Raw genomic sequence first — 15417 nt, 5'->3', positions numbered from 1 at the left:
CGGTGAGCCGGGCATCTCGATTCACCGCCGCTTCGCTTGTGGCTTGCCGCTGTTACTGGGCGATGGTCTTTACGGAGATCCCACGTTCGACCGGCGTCGAGCTGCGCCCATAGACATCCTCGAAGCGTTCGATGTCATCCTCGCCCAGGTAGCTGCCGGACTGCACCTCGATGATCTCCAGCGGGATCTTGCCCGGGTTGCGCAGGCGGTGCACCGAGGCGATGGGGATGTAGGTGGACTGGTTCTCGGTGAGCAGGAACACGTTCTCGTCGCAGGTCACCTCGGCGGTGCCGGACACCACGATCCAGTGCTCGGCGCGGTGGTGGTGCATCTGCAACGACAGGCTCGCGCCCGGCTTGACGGTGATGTGCTTGACCTGGAAGCGCCCGCCCATGTCCACCGAGTCGTACGAGCCCCACGGCCGGTATACCTCGAGGTGGTTCTGGGTCTCGCTGCGGCCCTGTGCATCGAGGGTGCCGACCAGTTGCTTGACCTCCTGAACCTTGTCCTTGTGGGCGATCATCATGGCGTCCTTGGTCTCGACCACCACGATGTTCTCCAGACCGATCACCGACACCAGCTTGCCGTTGCCGTGGATCATGCAGTTGCGGCTGTCCTGCACCACCACGTCGCCCTTGGTGACGTTGCCGTTGCCGTCCTTCTCGTGCACCTCCCACAGCGACGACCAGCAACCGACGTCGCTCCAGCCGGCCGACAGCGGTACCACGCAGGCGCGCTGGGTCTTCTCCATCACCGCGTAGTCGATGGAGTTGTCCGGGCAGCAGGCGAAGGTGGCCTCGTCGATGCTCAGCACATCGCCGTCTTCCTGGCTGCGCTCCAGGGCCAGCAGGCAGGTGTCGTAGATGTCCGGGTCGTGTTTCTTCAGCTCTTCGAGGAAGCGGCTGGCGCGGAACAGGAACATGCCGCTGTTCCAGAAGTAGCCTCCGGCATGGACGAACTCGTTGGCGCGCTTCTCGTCCGGTTTCTCGACGAACTGCGCGACCCGCGCCACGCCCTCGGGCAGCAGGGCGTCCTGGCTCGAGCGGATGTAGCCATAGCCGGTCTCGGGCTTGGTCGCCGGCACGCCGAACAGCACCATTTCGCCGCGCTCGGCGGCTACGGTGGCCAGGGCCAGGGCGCGTTGCAGGGCCTTCTGGTCCTCGATCACGTGGTCGGCCGGCAGCACCAGCATCAGCTCGTCACGGCCTTCGTTGAGCAGTTTCATCGCGGTCATCGCCACTGCCGGCGCGGTGTTGCGACCGAACGGCTCCATCAGGATCGCCTGGGTCTCGAGGTTCAGCGCGCCGAGCTGCTCCTGGACGATGAACTTGTGGTCCTTGTTGCAGACCACGATGGGGCTGTCCATGCCCTCGAACACCAGGCGTTCGAGGGTCTGCTGGAACAGCGTGTGCTCGCCGGTCAGGGCCAGGAACTGCTTGGGGAACTGCTTGCGCGACAGGGGCCACAGACGGGAGCCGCTACCACCAGAAAGAATTACCGGGATCATGTCGTTTCTCCAGTTGAAGTCGAAAAGGGCAGGAATCAGTTCGTGGCCACGGGACGGGTGACCCACACCGGCGACAGGCTGCTGCCGCTGCCGGTGACATACAGCACGGCCGCTTCGCCGCGCTCGAGGGCGACGGGTTTGACGTCGCCGACTTTCTTGTCGCCTGCATACAGGGCAAGGCTGACCTTGACCGGATTGATCTCACGCTCGCCACGGCCCTTGGCGGCGACCGGCTTGACCACTTCGGTCTTGCCGTCGGCGGTCTTCAGGGCCAACGGCTGGTCGCTGAGGTTCTGCACCCGGACCAGCGCTTTCTGCTTGTTCCTGAACGGTGGTTCTTCGATCAGTTGCGGGCCGCCGCCGGCGTTGTTGACCAGGGTGTAGTACTTGTCGGCGGCGAGCTGCACCGGGACGCTCTTGCCGCCGACCTGGGCGGTGTAGTCGCCCCCGGGCAGGAAGCTGAAGTCGCTGCTGGCCTGGGCGCCGACCTGCTTGATCTGGGTATTGCCCACCGACGCGGCAGCGGGAGCGCTGGCGGCGTTGTACAGGCGCACGAAGGTCGAGCCCTTCGGCGCACTCGGGCCATAGAGGGCGGCATCGGCACCGGCGAAGGCCTGCAGCGAGGCCAGGCTCAGGCCTGCCGCGAGGGTGAGGGCTTTGGCAATGGAAGTCGGTGTGGTCATGTGCGTGTTCCTCTCTATCTTCAGTGGTCCGTCCGGCTGGACGACAGGGCCAGGTTTTCTTCGGATTGACGGGATTGCTTCAGCTGCGCGATCCACTGTGGATCGAAGGCGCCGAGGTCGTTCTTCATTGGCAGATAACGCTCGGGGAACTCCCACACCACGACCTGTGGCGGGGCGTTCCTGAAGGCATCGCTTTGCAGGTACTTGAGCATCGGCAGCAGCGGGCCGTGACCGTCCTCGGCGTAGTTGGCGACGTCGCTGCGCAGGGCCTGCTGCAAGGCACCGAGGAAGTTCCAGTGGGGGTTGGCGCTGTAGCTGGTGCCGACCAGGGCCACCGGGATCTGGCTGTCGGCGAACAACGCATCGCCACCGGCGTCTTCGGCCCGGGCCGGCTGGGTGGTGCGCTGTTGCAGGTTGTCCGGGGTCGGCAGCAGGTTGCTGAACAGCGGGTCGAGTGGCAGGAAGTGGGTCAGGTCGCCCTTGTACGGAGCGCTGGCACCGGCCTTGGTGATGTAGGCCTGGGGTTCGCCGCTGAGCAGGTGCTGGCGCTCGACCGCCTCGGCCAGGGCCTGGGCGACCACCTCGGCGCCCATCGGCGTCCAGTGCGTGTCGGTGCGCAGGAACACCTGGCCGCGGGTCTTGGCCTGTTCCAGCGGGGCCAGCAGGTCGGGGGCGAACACGCCGGCCTGGCGCGCCTGGGCGTGGAACTGGTTGAACAGGTCGTCGTGCAGGCTGGCCGGCGCCTGCTTGCCGATGTACTCGGCGTACAACCGCGCCTTGGCCGGGACGATCGCCAGCACCAGCTGGCTGCCCTGGCGGCGCAGGGCGTCGCGCACGCCACGCACCAGCGCCAGGTTGTCCTGCATCTGCTGTTCGGCACCGGCGCTGGGCTTGAACTCTTCGTCGGTGAACAGCCACTGGTCGCGGCCCAGCACCACGCCGGGGCGGCCTTCGTTGAACAGCTTGAGGTCCAGCGCGGCCCACAGGTTGGTGCCCAGGCGCTTGAGCGGGAACTGCTCGTCGTAGTGGGTCTCGGCGGCCTTGGCCAGCTTGCCGTCGAGCAGGCTCATCTGCCCGGTGCGGGTGAAGCTGTCCAGCCCGCCCAGCGACCAGGCGCCGAGGCCGACCAGCAGGCCCATGAACGACAGCGAATAGGTGATGCGAAGTGTCCGGTTCATGCTTCAGGCCTCAGAACTGGAAGTACAGGAACGGTGAGTAGCTCTGCGCCGAGAGCTTGAGCACCGAGGCGGCGAACAGCAGCAGGATCAGCGCGCGGCTCATCACCCGGCTCCAGTCCAGGCCCAGCGAGCCGTCGGCGTTGACGTGCACCGGGGTGGCCCTGGGCGTCGGCTGGGCGTTGCGGTAGAAGTCGCGCAGGCCGAAGAACGCCAGGCTGAGGTAGGCGATGACCAGCGTGGCCACCTGCAGGCCGGTGAGCTGGGCGCGATTGAGCTCCGACAGCTGCCACTCGCCGAAGCTGAACATGGCGCCGTACATGCGTGCGGCCACGTGCAGGTTCTCGGCGCGGAAGATCACCCAGCCGACCACCACCAACAGGAAGGTGAAGGCCCACTTGAGCGGATTGAAGCGTTGCGGGTTGGTGTCCAGGCCCAGCGCCCGCTCGATCGCCAGCCACATGCCATGCCAGGCGCCCCAGAGGATGTAGGTGAAGTTGGCGCCATGCCACAGCCCGCCCAGCAGCATGGTCAGGAACAGGTTGCGGTAGGTGTTGAAGGTGCCTTTGCGGTTGCCGCCCAGGGTGATGTAGAGGTAGTCGCGCAGCCAGGTCGACAGGCTGATGTGCCAGCGCCGCCAGAACTCGGTGATCGACTGGCTGATGTACGGCTGCTTGAAGTTCTCCATGAAGCGAAAGCCCATCATCAGGCCCAGGCCGATGGCCATGTCGCTGTAGCCGCTGAAGTCGAAGTACAGCTGTGCGGTGTAGGCCAGGGCGCCGAGCCAGGCGTCGCCGGTGGTGGGGTTGTGCAGGGCGAAGCAATGGTCGGCGACCACCGCCAGGGTGTCGGCGATGAACACTTTCTTGATGAAGCCCTGCATGAAGCGGGTGCAGCCTTCGGAGAACTTGTCCAGGGTGTGGGTGCGGTGGTTGAACTGCTCGACCAGGTCCTTGAAGCGCAGCACGGGGCCGGCGATCAGGTGCGGGAAGATCGCCACGAACGCGGCGAAGTCGACCAGGTTGCGGGTGGCTGGGGTATCGCCGCGGTAGACGTCGATGATGTAGCTGATCGATTCGAAGATGTAGAACGAGATACCGATCGGCAGCAGCACATGGGTGAGGATGAACGGCGAAAGGCCGAACGAGGTGATGATCGCGTTGAGGCTGTCGACGCCGAAGTTGGCGTACTTGAAGTAGCCGAGGATCGCCAGGTCGAGCGCCACGCCGAGCAGCAGCCAGCGCTGGGCGGGCTTGGTGCGCACGCCGGCGGCGCCGACTTTCAGGCCGATCCAGTAGTTCCACAGGGTGACCCCGGCGAACAGGGCGAGGAAGTCGACCCGCCACCAGGCATAGAAGATGTAGCTGGCCACCAGCAGCAGCAGGTTGCGGTAGCGTTGCCCGCTCAAGTAGTACAAGCCGAGGAAGACCGGCAGGAACAGGAACAGGAACACGTTGGACGAGAAGACCATCCCGGTTCTCCTTGTTGTTCACAGCATCCGGGGCACAGCGCCCCCCAAACCCCCCGCGAACATGCAGGGGAACCTTTGCCATCGTTGCGAGGGCTACGCCCTCGATCGCTGGCTGTCGCCAGCTCCCACAGGAGTGGCTTGCCAGCCCTCCCACAGGGGGCAGTCTTGCCACAGGAGTGGCTTGCCGGCCCTCCCACAGGGGGCAGTCCTGCCACAGGAGTGGCTTGTCAGCCCTCCCACAGGGGGCAGTCCTGCCACAGGATTGGTTTGTCAGCCCTCCCACAGGGGGTAGTCCTGCCACAGGGTTGGTTTGTCAGCCCTCCCACAGGGGGCAGTCCTGCCACGGGGTTGGTTTGTCAGCCCTCTCACAGGGGGCAGTTCTGCCACAGGGTTGGTTTGTCAGCCCTCCCACAGGGGGCAGTTCTGCCACAGGGTTGGTTTGTCAGCCCTCTCACAGGGGGCAGTTCTGCCACAGGGTTGGTTTGTCAGCCCTCCCACAGGGGGCAGTCCTGCCACAGGGTTGGTTTGTCAGCCCTCTCACAGGGGGCAGTCCTGCCACAGGATTGGTTTGTCAGCTTTCCCACAGGGGGGCAGTTCTGCCACAGGGTTGGTTTGCCAGCCCTCCCACAGGGGGTGGTTTGTCATTCTTGCTACGGGAGTGGCCTGCCAGCGCTTTGTGGGAGCTGGCGAAGCCTGCGATGGGCCACGGCGTGGCCCCTTGCCTTACTTCGCTTTCTGCTCCGCGCTCGGGTCGTAGACCCGGGTCATGTCGCCGCCCATGCGGAAACTGTTGAACGGCTGCATGTGATGCTTGCGCGCCAGGGTGTCGCCGACGCACTGGTACAGCGCGCACCACGGCTCGAGCCAGGCGTACTTGCTGTCGACCTGCAGCTCCTTCAGGTCCTGCTTGACGCCTGCGCGGGCGTTGAACTGGGCAGGATCCCGGGCCCCGGCGAGCACGCCTTCGCCCAGACGCTGCAGGGCGAAGTTGTTTTCCTTGCGCAGGTCCACGCCATTGGCCTGGGCGAAGCTGGCGATCATCGCCAGCGGCGGCAGGGCATAGTTGTGATAGGCCAGGGCGCGTTGCCGGCGCTTGACCTCATTGGGCAGGAAACCCTGCTCGTCGACCTGGTTGACGCCGATCCGGTATTCCTTCACTGCCCAGTCGAACAGGTCGCGGCGGTCGGTGGCCACGGCGGTGGCCATCACCGACCAGGCCGCCCAGTAGCTGTGGTTGTTGATCTGCTCGAGCGGCAGGTCGCTCCAGTCGCGCACGGTCTGCTCAGCCAGGTGCGCCAGCCATTTCTCGATCTGTTCGGCCTGGGCCTGGTGCGCGGCCAGCGGTTGGGAATTGGAGAATTTCAGGCGCAGCCACGAACCGCTCATGCTGCCCAGCGCCCATTTGCGCATCGACTTGCCGGTGTGGTTGAAGTCGGTGGACTCCAGGGCGTCGGCCTGTGCCCAGGTCTGCAGCCAGCCCAGCGCGCAGTCGAGCTGGGCCGGGCGGCCGTCGCGCAGGTATTGGCCGATCATCTTGCTGACCCCCTTCTCGAGGGTGGTGATGTCCTGGGTGGACTCCCGAAAGGCTTTCTCCGAAGCGACATTGAGCGTTGCCCGAGCCTTGTCGGAGCCTTCGTATTTGCTGCGAAACTGCAGGGCGCCGGTAAACGGCTTGGGGGCCGGTTCGCAGCGGAAGTTGCCGTCGCTGTGCTTGAGCTGGTCGATGCCCTCGTAGTAGCCCTGGGGCGGCACCAGCGCGGCGTGCGCGGCGTTGCCGAACAGGGCGAGGAAGAGCAGGGCGGGTGCGGTCTTGCTAGCGGTGGATGTCATGGTCGCCTCACTGGCCAGCTTGCGCGGTATGCGGCGCGGCGCTGGCGAAATGGTTGCGTTTGCAGAGCTTGGCCTGGACTTTCTGGGTGCCGCTTTGCGGCCCCTGGACTTCCAGGGCCAGCAGGTTCTGGCCGGCCCAGTCCTCGTCCTCGCGCATCTGGAAGACGAAGCGTCCGTCGGTGTCGGAGGTCTCGGGCTTCTCCAGCTTGATGTCCTCGTGGCGGCCATTGAGGTACCACAAGGTGGCCTGCAGCACCTTTACCGAGGTGTCCTCGAACTTGATGTCGAGCTGGTGGTTGCGGTTGACCAGGTCCTTGATCACGCCGTCGCGACCGTTGACCATCAGTTCGTTCCTGCCCGGCTTGAGGGTGGCGCTGGCGCTCATCTGCGCGGGGCGGTCGTCGCAGCCGTCGTCGAGCAGGGCGAGGATCTGCCGCCAGATGGTCTCCTGGTCCAGGCGGTAGAGCGGGGAGAACTCCCAGACCAGGATCTTCGGTGGGCGCTGCTGGAACTCCTCGCTGCCCAGGTACTGGATCATCGAGCCTTCCAGGCCACCGCCGGGGAAGGCGACATTGAGCACGTCGGCGCCGATGTACTGCTCGAGGAAACCGGAGAAGTTGTAGTTCTTGCCGCTGTGGCTGGTGCCGACCAAGGTGATCTGTGCGTTGCCCGCATCGCCGAACAGGTCGTCGCTGCCGCTGGCGCCGCCCTTGGGCTCGGTGGCGAACTGGTCCATGTACTGCACCGCGTAGCTGGTGCCGCAGAGCTGGCCGGCGACGTTGTGCAGGGTGCCGGTCTTGCCCATGCGCCCTGACTTCCTGGTTTCGAATGTCTTGCGCGGGATGCCTTCGAAGGCCGGCATCGCGTGCACGGTATCGGCCACGATCTTCGCCGCGCGCTCGGCACCGTAGGGCGTCCAGTGCTGGTCGCCGCGGAAGTAGAAGTCCTTGCCCTGGTCGGCGGCGGCCAGTTGCTCGTTGGTCAGCGGCGACAGGTCGGGGACGTTGTAGCCCATCTTGGCGAAGCGCCCGAGCATGGCCTGGTAGTTGTGCAGGGCCTTCTGGTAGTCGAAGGCGGCCTTCTCCTCGGGCTTGAGCATGTTGCGGTTCACCAGGCCGCGGGTCGGCTGATAGACCAGCACCAGTTCGACGCCGCGCTTCTTGAACGCGTCGTGGACCTGTTGCAGGCGCTTGTAGCCGCTGGGGGTGGTGTCGAACTCGGTGCGCAGGTCCTCGCGGGTGCGGAACAGCCAGTCGCCCTGGGCCTGCACCAGAGTGGTGAAGTTCTGCTGGTAGCGGGTCACGTAGCGGCGGGCGTCGTGGGCCTCGGGGCACAGCTGGCAGCAGGGTTCGGCGCTGAAGCGCGGCGCCTGCACTGGGTCGGCGCGCACGCCCTGGGCGATGGCCAGGAGGGCGGCGGACAGGCCGAGCAGTTTCATCAGGTGTGGCGTCATGGTCTGGGCTTCCTTAGTCGATCATTTCGGTCTGGCGTTCGACCGGGTCGATCAGCACGGCTTTCTGCTGGCGCACCAGCAGGTCGAGGATTTCGTCCTGGCGCTCGCCGAGCACCCCGTTGAGGCTGATGCCGCTGGACTTGCGCGGCATCAGCATGGACACCTTGTACAGCTCCACCGACAGCGGCGAGTCGATCGACAGCGGGCCGGAGCCGTTGGCCGCCAGCTCGCCGCCGACCACGATCAACGACACCTGGGCGTCGAACGGGTCGAGGGCGATGTCGCGGTCGGTGTCGGAAAGGTCCTTGATGTGCCCGTACACGCCCACCAGGCCGTTGGCCATGGCGATGTTCTCGTACAGGCGGATGTTCACGCTGTTGCGCACGCGGATGCCGTGGCGGCGGTTGTTGATCAGCTTGTTGCCGTAGATCAGGTTGTCGCCGCTTTCGTACAGGGTGATGCCGTCGGTGTGGTTGCGGTAGATCTCGTTGTAGGCGATCAGGTTGTTGACGCTGTTGCGGTCGATCACCACCCCGGAGAGCTTGTTGTCGTAGCTCTTGTTGTTGATGATCCAGCTGTCGTTGACCTCGCGGGAGACGATGATGCCGTGCTTCTTCCGGGTCCCGTACACGGTGTTGCCAGCGATGATCAGGCGGTGCGAGCGGTCGTGGGGGTCGATGCCGTAGACGATGTTGTCGTGGTAGGTCGAGTCCTTGATCACGAAGTCCTGGGTCTCGTAGCAGTAGAAGCCGTACCACATGTCGCTGAAGGTCGAGCCGATGATCCATCCGGTGGGCTCGGCGCGGCCCATCTGCTTGGCCATGTTCGGTGTGTACTGCGAGATGCTCACGCCGTACGACTTGGACTTGGAGTAGCCGAAGCTGGCCATCGTGCTGTTGACGATGTAGGTCTCGGTGCCGCCCCAACTGAGCAGGAACGGGCGGAATTCCTTGGGCGAGCGGAAGGTCGCCGGGCCGTTGTCGCGCTCGCGCCAGCCAGTCACCTGGGTGTCGCTGACGAACAGCTTGCCGTCGTTGACCAGGAACGCGCCGCCTTCCTGGGACAGGCGCAGCTCCTTGACCTTGCCGTCGATCTCCAGCACGCCCTTGCGCCCGACCACGATCGGCAGGCGCGCCAGGTACACCCCCGGCGCCGTCTCGCGCAGGTACTGGCCGGGCACCTTGCGACTCAGCTCGACCAGGTCGACATGGCCGTCGTCGATGAAGATCGCCTGGGGGATGCCGTGCTGGCGCTGGACCCATTCGGCGGCCTTGTTGTCGCCGCCGATGAACTCCTTGAGGGTGTCCTCCTGGAGCATCCGGCGCACGCTGACCTTGCCCTTGTGGCGGCGGTCGATCTTCTGCTGCACGGCCTCGTAGGTATAGCCGGAGAGGTCGGGCAACTTGGGCGGGGCCAGTTGCAGCGGCTCGCTGGGCGCGCTGGTGACGGTGTAGGTCCTGGCCTGTTGCAGTTCCTTGGTGACTACCGCCGGCTCGGCCGCGGCCACCAGGCCGCAGACCAGCAGCAGGGCGCTGGCTAGCAGGCTGTGGCGAAGGTTCGGGTGCAGGTTCATAGGGGTCCTCTCCCGGCCTCAGAAGCGCCAGATCACGTCGACGAAGGCGCGGTGCATGTACGAGTCGGCTTCCTTGCCATAGGCATCGCCCGGTTTGAACACACCGGTGCGCAGGCGCACCAGCGCCGACGGCTCGTCGATCGCCTGGCTCAGCGAGGCCGGCAACAGGCCTTGCTTGAAGTACTTGGTGACGACCACGTCCATTTCCTGGCCAAGGTCCTTTTCTCCGCTGACCAGCGGGCGGTTCACGCCGTTGTCGTCGACCACCGCGTTGATGCCGCTGGTGCCGATGTTCTGCTTGCCGTCGACGCGCCAGAACTTGTGGTAGATGAAGCTGGCGTCGTAGTCGTCGCGCAGTTGCCAGGAGGCGAACAGGGTGGCCGCCTGCAAGTTGCCCAGTTCGCCGCGGAAGGCTTCGCCGAAGCGGTGCACGCGGGAACGGGTGCCGGTGAAGTTGGAGCGGTTGCTCTCCAGGCCGGTTTGCTCGAAGTTGTTCGAGCCATCGTCGCCACCGCCGCCGCTGCCCCGGGCGTAGGCCACGCCGACCTGCCACTGTGGGTCGAGGCGCAGGCGAATCCCCAGGTCGGTGGCCCAGGCATCGACATTGCCGCTCTGCTTGCCGGTGGCGACCTGCTCGTTGCCCAGGGTACTGGTGGTCAGCTTGTCGCGGTCGCCGGTCAGCCAGGTGACGCTGCCCCAGTAGTTGACGGTGTGGTCGTTGCGCCAGTTGTAGGCGTCGCTGCTGGCCTCCAGGCCCAGCCAGGTGAGGTCGCCGGTACGGGTCTTGTCGAGTGGGTCGACGGTTTCGCCGGGGTGCTTGAGGCTGCCGCCGTCATGGCTGTGGTGGGCGCGCAGGCCGACCCAGTGTCCTGGGGTCCACTGCGTGGCGACGTTGCCGTAGACATGGGTGCGGTCCTTGTCCTCGGGGGCCAGTTCGGTGAGGTCGGTGCGGTATTCGCTGAAGCGCTGGGCCACACCCAGGTCGGCCTTGAGCAGGGTGGTGTCGAAGCTCCAGTTCAGCGCTTCGATGTTGGTGTCGCGCCACATGCCGTCGTCGCTGCGCAGGCGCTGGCGGCCGAGGCGCAGTTGCTCGCCGGGGTAGGCGGTCAGGCCGCTGTAGCCGACCCAGAACTCGCGCATGGCCAGGTAGCTCTTGTCCTGCTTGCGGCCGTGGGCGGCGGTGTCGGTGCTGCTGCCGTCGTCGTTCTGGCGCAGGGGGTCGGTCTCGATGGTGTCGGTGGCGGTCACGGCCTGGCCCATGGCGTAGGCGCTCCAGTTGCCGCGCTCGCCATACACCCAGGGACGCAGGTCCAGGCCCACGCCGTTGACGTCGCCGCCGGGGCGGGTACCGAGGTCGCGGTCGTCCTCGGACTGGCCGGTGATCTTCACGTCCAGGCCGAAGTTCTTCACTGCGGTTTGCGCCGCCAGGGTCGGCAACGACCACAGCAGGGCGAAGCTCAGGCCGATGCCGGCTTTCACGAAGGGATTGAGCGTCATAGCGAGTCCTCGGCGTCTACGGCTTGTTCGTCGTCTTGCAGGGCCTCCAGGGCCAGGGGGCTGTTGGCGCCCTGGAACAGGCTGGCGCGGGCCCGTTGCTCCTGGGCCAGCAATTGCTGGGCCTGGCTGCGTTGCTCAGGGGACAGTTGCTGGTCGAGCTGTTGCAGCAGCTCGTTCGACTGTGGCGTCGGGTTGGCCTGGGACAGGTGGGCGAACACCCAGGCGTTGGTCGGCGCCGGGCGAATGCCATGGCCTTCGCTGAACAGCTGGGCCAGGGCGTAGTCGGCGCTGTTCTGGCCTGCACGGGCGGCGGCGAGCAGGTGGTCGACGGCCTTCTGCGGCTCGACATGGCCGAGGTAGCCGCGGCGGTACAACTGGCCGAGGTAGTAGTCGGCACTGATCTCGCCGGCCTCGGCCGCCGTTTGCAGGTGCTGCTGGGCCTTCGCGGCGTCGGCGGGCAGGGTGCGGCCTTCGTAGTACAGGCGCCCGAGCAGCAGTTCGGCGCGCGGCTGTTCGGCGGCGCGGCCCTTGTCGATATAGGCCAGCAACTGGTCGGTGTCGCCCAGTTCGGGGAAGTCGTAGAGCAGTTGGGCCAGGCTCACCCACGAGGCGGGGTTGGCCGGGGAGATGTTCTCCAGCAGGGCCTTGGCGGTCTTTTCGTCGGTCTGGCCAAGGCTGCGGTCGGCCAGCACGCGGGCGACGCTGTCGACCCGGCTGGCCGACACCGCGCCGCGGGCGTAGGCAGCGTCGAGCTGCTTGAGCAGCGCCGCCTGCCGCTCGGGTTGGGCACGCTTCTGGTAGACGGTGGCCAGTTCGACATAGCAGATGTCGGTGCTGGCCAGGGCCGCCTGGCAGATCGTCTCGACCTCGCCCAGGTGCTGGTCGTAGCTGCCCTGGGTACGGTACAGCAGGATCTGCGCCAGGCCCGCCTCGGGGTTGCCGGCGGCGCGCCACTGGTCGATCTGCTGCTGGGCGTTGACCTTGGGGAAGCTCTGCGGGTACTGCAGGTAGAGCATCGCCAGGGGAATCAGGGTGTTGCCTTCGCCTTGCCGGGCCGCGAGCTTGAGCAGGGCCTCGGCTTCCTCGCGTTCGGCCTGGGTGCTGTCGGGCTTGGCCACCAGCAGGCGACCGAGGCGGGCCTGGGCCCGTGGCGAGCTGGCGGCGGCGGCGCGGTAGGTGGCCTCGGCCTCCTTGAGCCTGGCCGGGTCGCGGCTGGCCACCTTGATGTCGGCCAGGCCGACCTGGGCCTCGCTGTAGCCAAGGTCGGCCAGGGCCTTGTAGTTGCGCTCGGCGGTGGCAGTGTCGCCACGCTTGAGCGCTTCGTTGGCCAGGCGCTGGTCGGGCAGGCCGGCGCAGCCGGCCAGGGTGATGGCCAGGGCCAGCGCACAGAACGGCGTGGCTGGTGTTTTCTGCAGGAGCCCGCGTTGCTGGCGAACCGGGCTACGGGCACCGTGATGCGCTCGTTCGCCAGCAACGCTGGCTCCTACGGGGATCGTGGCGTCGTTCATGATCCGTTCCTCACAGCCCGCGAGCCATGGCCTTGTCGATCAGCCCGTTCAGCGAGGGGCCGCGGTCGCTGCTCACCGACGCCGGGCGGCCGGCGAGCTCGGCCGGCAGGCCTTCGTCGGGCTTGATCTGCACGCGGATGTCGGAGGCCAGGTTGTCGGTGTCCAGGCTGGAGCTGGCAACGATGCGTCCGCTGCGCACGGCGTTCTCGCCGGCGACCTGGAAGTCGACCCGGGTACCCGGCTTCACTTCGTCGAACTGGCGGTAGCTGAAGCGCGCCTCGACGCTTGGGGTGGTGGTCCGCGGGATCAGCGCGAACACCGGCTGGCCCTTGCTGGCGTACTGGCCGTCGTCCACCAGTTGCCGCGACACCACGCAGTCGCAGGGGCTGGTGAGGGTGCCGGAGAGTTGCTTGCCGAACAGTTCCTCGACCTTGGCCGGCTCCAGTTGCGCGTCGTCCAGGTGGCCCTTGAGCAGGTCGAGCATGCTGGTGTTGAAGGTCGCCAGCGGCGCGCCCTTGGCCACGGGCGTACCGGTCTGCACCAGGCTTTGCACACTGCCGTCGCGGGGCATGGTGACGTTGGTGGTGGGCACCGCGACCACGCCGGCCTCGGCATGACTGACGAAGTACAGGCCGTACAGCGACTTGGCGACGAAGCCGAAGGCCACCAGGCCGACCACGAACACCCCGGCGGTGACGGTGACCGCGCGCAGGCGGCCGAAGGCGGACAAGCCTGAGCCGGACGCCTTGTGCTTGCGCGCCTTGGTGAAGTTGTCGCGTTGCAGGGTGCCGAGCACGTCGCCGAGGGTGATCAGTTCGCCGGACAGATGGCTGGTGATGATATGGCGCAGGGTGGCGATGTCCCGCGGCTCGAGGTTCTGGAACTCGGCGCCGGTCCGCCCGCTCTGCGGGTCGCTGGTGCGTACCAGCAGCTCGACGTCCATCGACAGGCCGAGGTTGTCGACCACGAACTGCAGGCGGCCACGGACCGCCTCGTTGACCTCCAGGGCCTTGGGCGCGTGGAAGGACAGGCCCCCGGCAGAAAGATCGTCCACCTTCACCTCGTGCGGCTCGCGATGGCCGTCCAGGTAGCGCAGCTTGGCGGGAATGCGCACCCGGGCGTGCTGGCGCTGCGCCTCGGACTCATGCACGACATTGACGTTCACGGCGGTATTCATGGCGATTTCGTTCCTGTTATCCGATCCGGGGTGGCTCACACGACCATGAACAGCACGGCGACGAAGAGGCTCGCGGCCGAGAAGGTCATGGTCCGCGAGGACCAGGTGTTGAACCATTGTTGAAAGCTTTCGAGGTCACGCTTGAGGGCCGTCGGCTGGCGAGTCCAGGACTGCTTGTCGAGGCGGAAGAACACGTAGATCTTCATCAGCGCGCCGACGATCTGGTTGTAATAGAGGATCACCGGGTAGGCCGGGCCGACGCTGTGGCCCGAGCACAGCAGCATGATGGTGAGGATCAGGCGGGTGATGCCGATCCACAGCAGGTACACCAGCAGGAACTGCAGGCCGAACTTGAAGCTGGCGATCAGCGCCACGGTCAGGCCCAGCAGGCTGGTCCACATCGACACGCGCTGGTCGAGCAGGACGATGCCGGTGAACAGCCCCAGGCGCTTGAGGCCCAGGCCCAGGGCGCGGGAGTTCTGCCGCAGGTTGTTGCCGTACCAGCGGTACATCAGCTTGCGGCTGGCCTTGATGAAGCTCTTCTCTGGCGGGTGCTCGACCGTGTTGATCGCGGCGTCCGGCACGTAGAAGGTGTCGTAGCCCAGGCGCATCAGGCTGAACCAGCTGGACTTGTCGTCGCCGGTGAGGAACTTGAAGCGGCCCAGGCGCCAGTGCATCAGCGAGTCGCTTTCGACGTCGGCGATGAACTCGGGGTTGGTCACCACGCTGGCGCGGAACATCGACATGCGCCCGGTCATGGTCAGCACGCGCTTGGACAGGGCCATCGAGCACATGTTGATGTGGCGCTGGGCGAAGCGCAGCTTGTGCCACTCGCTCATGATGTAGCCGCCACGCACTTCGCAGAATTCGTTGGTGGTCAGGCCGCCGACATTGGGGTACAGGCCGAACCATGGCACGGTCTTGCGCACCACGCCTTCGGCCAGCACGGTGTCGCCGTCGATCACCGCCACCACGGCGTTCTCGTCCGGCAGCATCCGCGAGATGGCGCGGAAACCGTAGGCCAGGCCGTCGCGCTTGCCGGTACCGGCAATGCGCACGATGTCCAGGGTGACATGGGCCGGCGGGTTGTACTTGGCCCACAGGCTCTTGACCAGCAGTTCGTCGGACTTCTCCACCAGCGAGCAGACCACGGTGGTCGGGTAGCCGCAGGCGATGGCCTCGCCGATCACCGAGCTGTACACCTGGGCGGTAGTCAGGGCGTCGATGCGAAAGCTGGTGACCATCAGGTACACATGCGACGGGTCGGCCGCGCTGCCCAGCGAGCGCACCTTGCGCCGCAGGTAGGGGTAGACCAGGTACAGGAAGACCATGCCGCGGATGAAATGGGTGGCGCCCATCGAGTAGCGCCAGATGCCGACGGCGCCGACCAGGAAGATGAAGTGCTTCGACTGCGCGTCGAAGATGTCGCTGGGCAGGGCCAGGGCGATCAGCATGAGCAGGCTCATGTAGAGCAGCCATCCGGTGCACTGCAGCAGCACTGTCTGAAGCCTTTGCATGTTCGGCATCCGTCGAGAGTTCGGAG

General features: G+C 66.1%; 11 protein-coding genes. All 11 read right to left on the bottom strand.

The window, feature by feature from the left end:
- Positions 1-52 precede the first annotated feature (52 nt).
- The 11 genes from F3J43_RS09110 to F3J43_RS09060 all read right to left on the bottom strand — a co-directional run bounded on the left by F3J43_RS09110 (position 53) and on the right by F3J43_RS09060 (position 15391).
- Positions 53-1507: a mannose-1-phosphate guanylyltransferase/mannose-6-phosphate isomerase gene (locus F3J43_RS09110; RefSeq protein WP_166884954.1), complete on the bottom strand. Its 1455-nt coding sequence runs from the start codon at positions 1505-1507 to the stop codon at positions 53-55.
- A gap of 35 nt (positions 1508-1542) precedes the next feature.
- Complete coding sequence (locus F3J43_RS09105; RefSeq protein WP_166884952.1) at positions 1543-2190, bottom strand: alginate O-acetyltransferase AlgF; 648 nt, start codon at positions 2188-2190, stop codon at positions 1543-1545.
- Positions 2191-2210: 20 nt separating this feature from the next.
- Positions 2211-3368, bottom strand: coding sequence for an alginate O-acetyltransferase (locus F3J43_RS09100; protein ID WP_166884950.1), 1158 nt, complete (start codon positions 3366-3368; stop codon positions 2211-2213).
- A 10-nt stretch (positions 3369-3378) separates the two neighbouring features.
- Positions 3379-4836 (bottom strand): MBOAT family O-acyltransferase, encoded by a 1458-nt coding sequence (locus F3J43_RS09095; RefSeq protein WP_166884948.1) that lies wholly within the window; start codon positions 4834-4836, stop codon positions 3379-3381.
- A 723-nt stretch (positions 4837-5559) separates the two neighbouring features.
- Positions 5560-6666 (bottom strand): mannuronate-specific alginate lyase, encoded by a 1107-nt coding sequence (locus F3J43_RS09090; RefSeq protein WP_166884946.1) that lies wholly within the window; start codon positions 6664-6666, stop codon positions 5560-5562.
- A gap of 7 nt (positions 6667-6673) precedes the next feature.
- Positions 6674-8119, bottom strand: coding sequence for an alginate O-acetyltransferase (locus F3J43_RS09085; protein ID WP_166884944.1), 1446 nt, complete (start codon positions 8117-8119; stop codon positions 6674-6676).
- A 13-nt stretch (positions 8120-8132) separates the two neighbouring features.
- Positions 8133-9692 carry a mannuronan 5-epimerase AlgG gene (algG, locus tag F3J43_RS09080; protein ID WP_166884942.1) on the bottom strand — a complete coding sequence of 520 codons (1560 nt, stop codon included), beginning with the start codon at positions 9690-9692 and terminating at the stop codon, positions 8133-8135.
- An 18-nt stretch (positions 9693-9710) separates the two neighbouring features.
- A complete protein-coding gene (locus F3J43_RS09075) occupies positions 9711-11189 on the bottom strand; it encodes an alginate export family protein (RefSeq protein ID WP_166884940.1) in 1479 nt (492 codons plus the stop codon).
- Positions 11186-12697, bottom strand: a complete 1512-nt coding sequence (gene algK / locus F3J43_RS09070) for an alginate biosynthesis TPR repeat lipoprotein AlgK (RefSeq protein WP_166884937.1) — start codon at positions 12695-12697, stop codon at positions 11186-11188. The genes F3J43_RS09075 and algK overlap by 4 nt, the downstream gene beginning before the upstream one ends.
- Before the next feature lie 10 nt (positions 12698-12707).
- Positions 12708-13874: an alginate biosynthesis protein Alg44 gene (locus F3J43_RS09065; protein WP_166884934.1), complete on the bottom strand. Its 1167-nt coding sequence runs from the start codon at positions 13872-13874 to the stop codon at positions 12708-12710.
- 35 nt (positions 13875-13909) lie between these two features.
- On the bottom strand, positions 13910-15391 hold the full coding sequence (locus F3J43_RS09060; protein WP_205297724.1) for a glycosyltransferase family 2 protein: 1482 nt from the start codon (positions 15389-15391) through the stop codon (positions 13910-13912).
- Positions 15392-15417: the final 26 nt, after the last annotated feature.

Origin of the sequence: Pantoea sp. Cy-639, assembly GCF_011752525.1 — a bacterium.
Taxonomy (GTDB): domain Bacteria; phylum Pseudomonadota; class Gammaproteobacteria; order Pseudomonadales; family Pseudomonadaceae; genus Aquipseudomonas.
Note: the sequence above shows the minus strand (reverse complement) of the source record. Positions and strands in the feature narration are given on the sequence as shown.

Excerpts from the sequence above, each read along its gene's own strand:
- F3J43_RS09110 (WP_166884954.1), bottom strand. The coding sequence starts at position 1,507 with ATGATCCCGGTAATTCTTTCTGGTGGTAGCGGCTCCCGTCTGTGGCCC.
- F3J43_RS09060 (WP_205297724.1), bottom strand. The coding sequence starts at position 15,391 with ATGCAAAGGCTTCAGACAGTGCTGCTGCAGTGCACCGGATGGCTGCTC.
- F3J43_RS09065 (WP_166884934.1), bottom strand. The coding sequence starts at position 13,874 with ATGAATACCGCCGTGAACGTCAATGTCGTGCATGAGTCCGAGGCGCAG.
- F3J43_RS09100 (WP_166884950.1), bottom strand. The coding sequence starts at position 3,368 with ATGAACCGGACACTTCGCATCACCTATTCGCTGTCGTTCATGGGCCTG.
- algK (WP_166884937.1), bottom strand. The coding sequence starts at position 12,697 with ATGAACGACGCCACGATCCCCGTAGGAGCCAGCGTTGCTGGCGAACGA.
- F3J43_RS09085 (WP_166884944.1), bottom strand. The coding sequence starts at position 8,119 with ATGACGCCACACCTGATGAAACTGCTCGGCCTGTCCGCCGCCCTCCTG.
- F3J43_RS09075 (WP_166884940.1), bottom strand. The coding sequence starts at position 11,189 with ATGACGCTCAATCCCTTCGTGAAAGCCGGCATCGGCCTGAGCTTCGCC.
- F3J43_RS09105 (WP_166884952.1), bottom strand. The coding sequence starts at position 2,190 with ATGACCACACCGACTTCCATTGCCAAAGCCCTCACCCTCGCGGCAGGC.
- F3J43_RS09090 (WP_166884946.1), bottom strand. The coding sequence starts at position 6,666 with ATGACATCCACCGCTAGCAAGACCGCACCCGCCCTGCTCTTCCTCGCC.
- algG (WP_166884942.1), bottom strand. The coding sequence starts at position 9,692 with ATGAACCTGCACCCGAACCTTCGCCACAGCCTGCTAGCCAGCGCCCTG.
- F3J43_RS09095 (WP_166884948.1), bottom strand. The coding sequence starts at position 4,836 with ATGGTCTTCTCGTCCAACGTGTTCCTGTTCCTGTTCCTGCCGGTCTTC.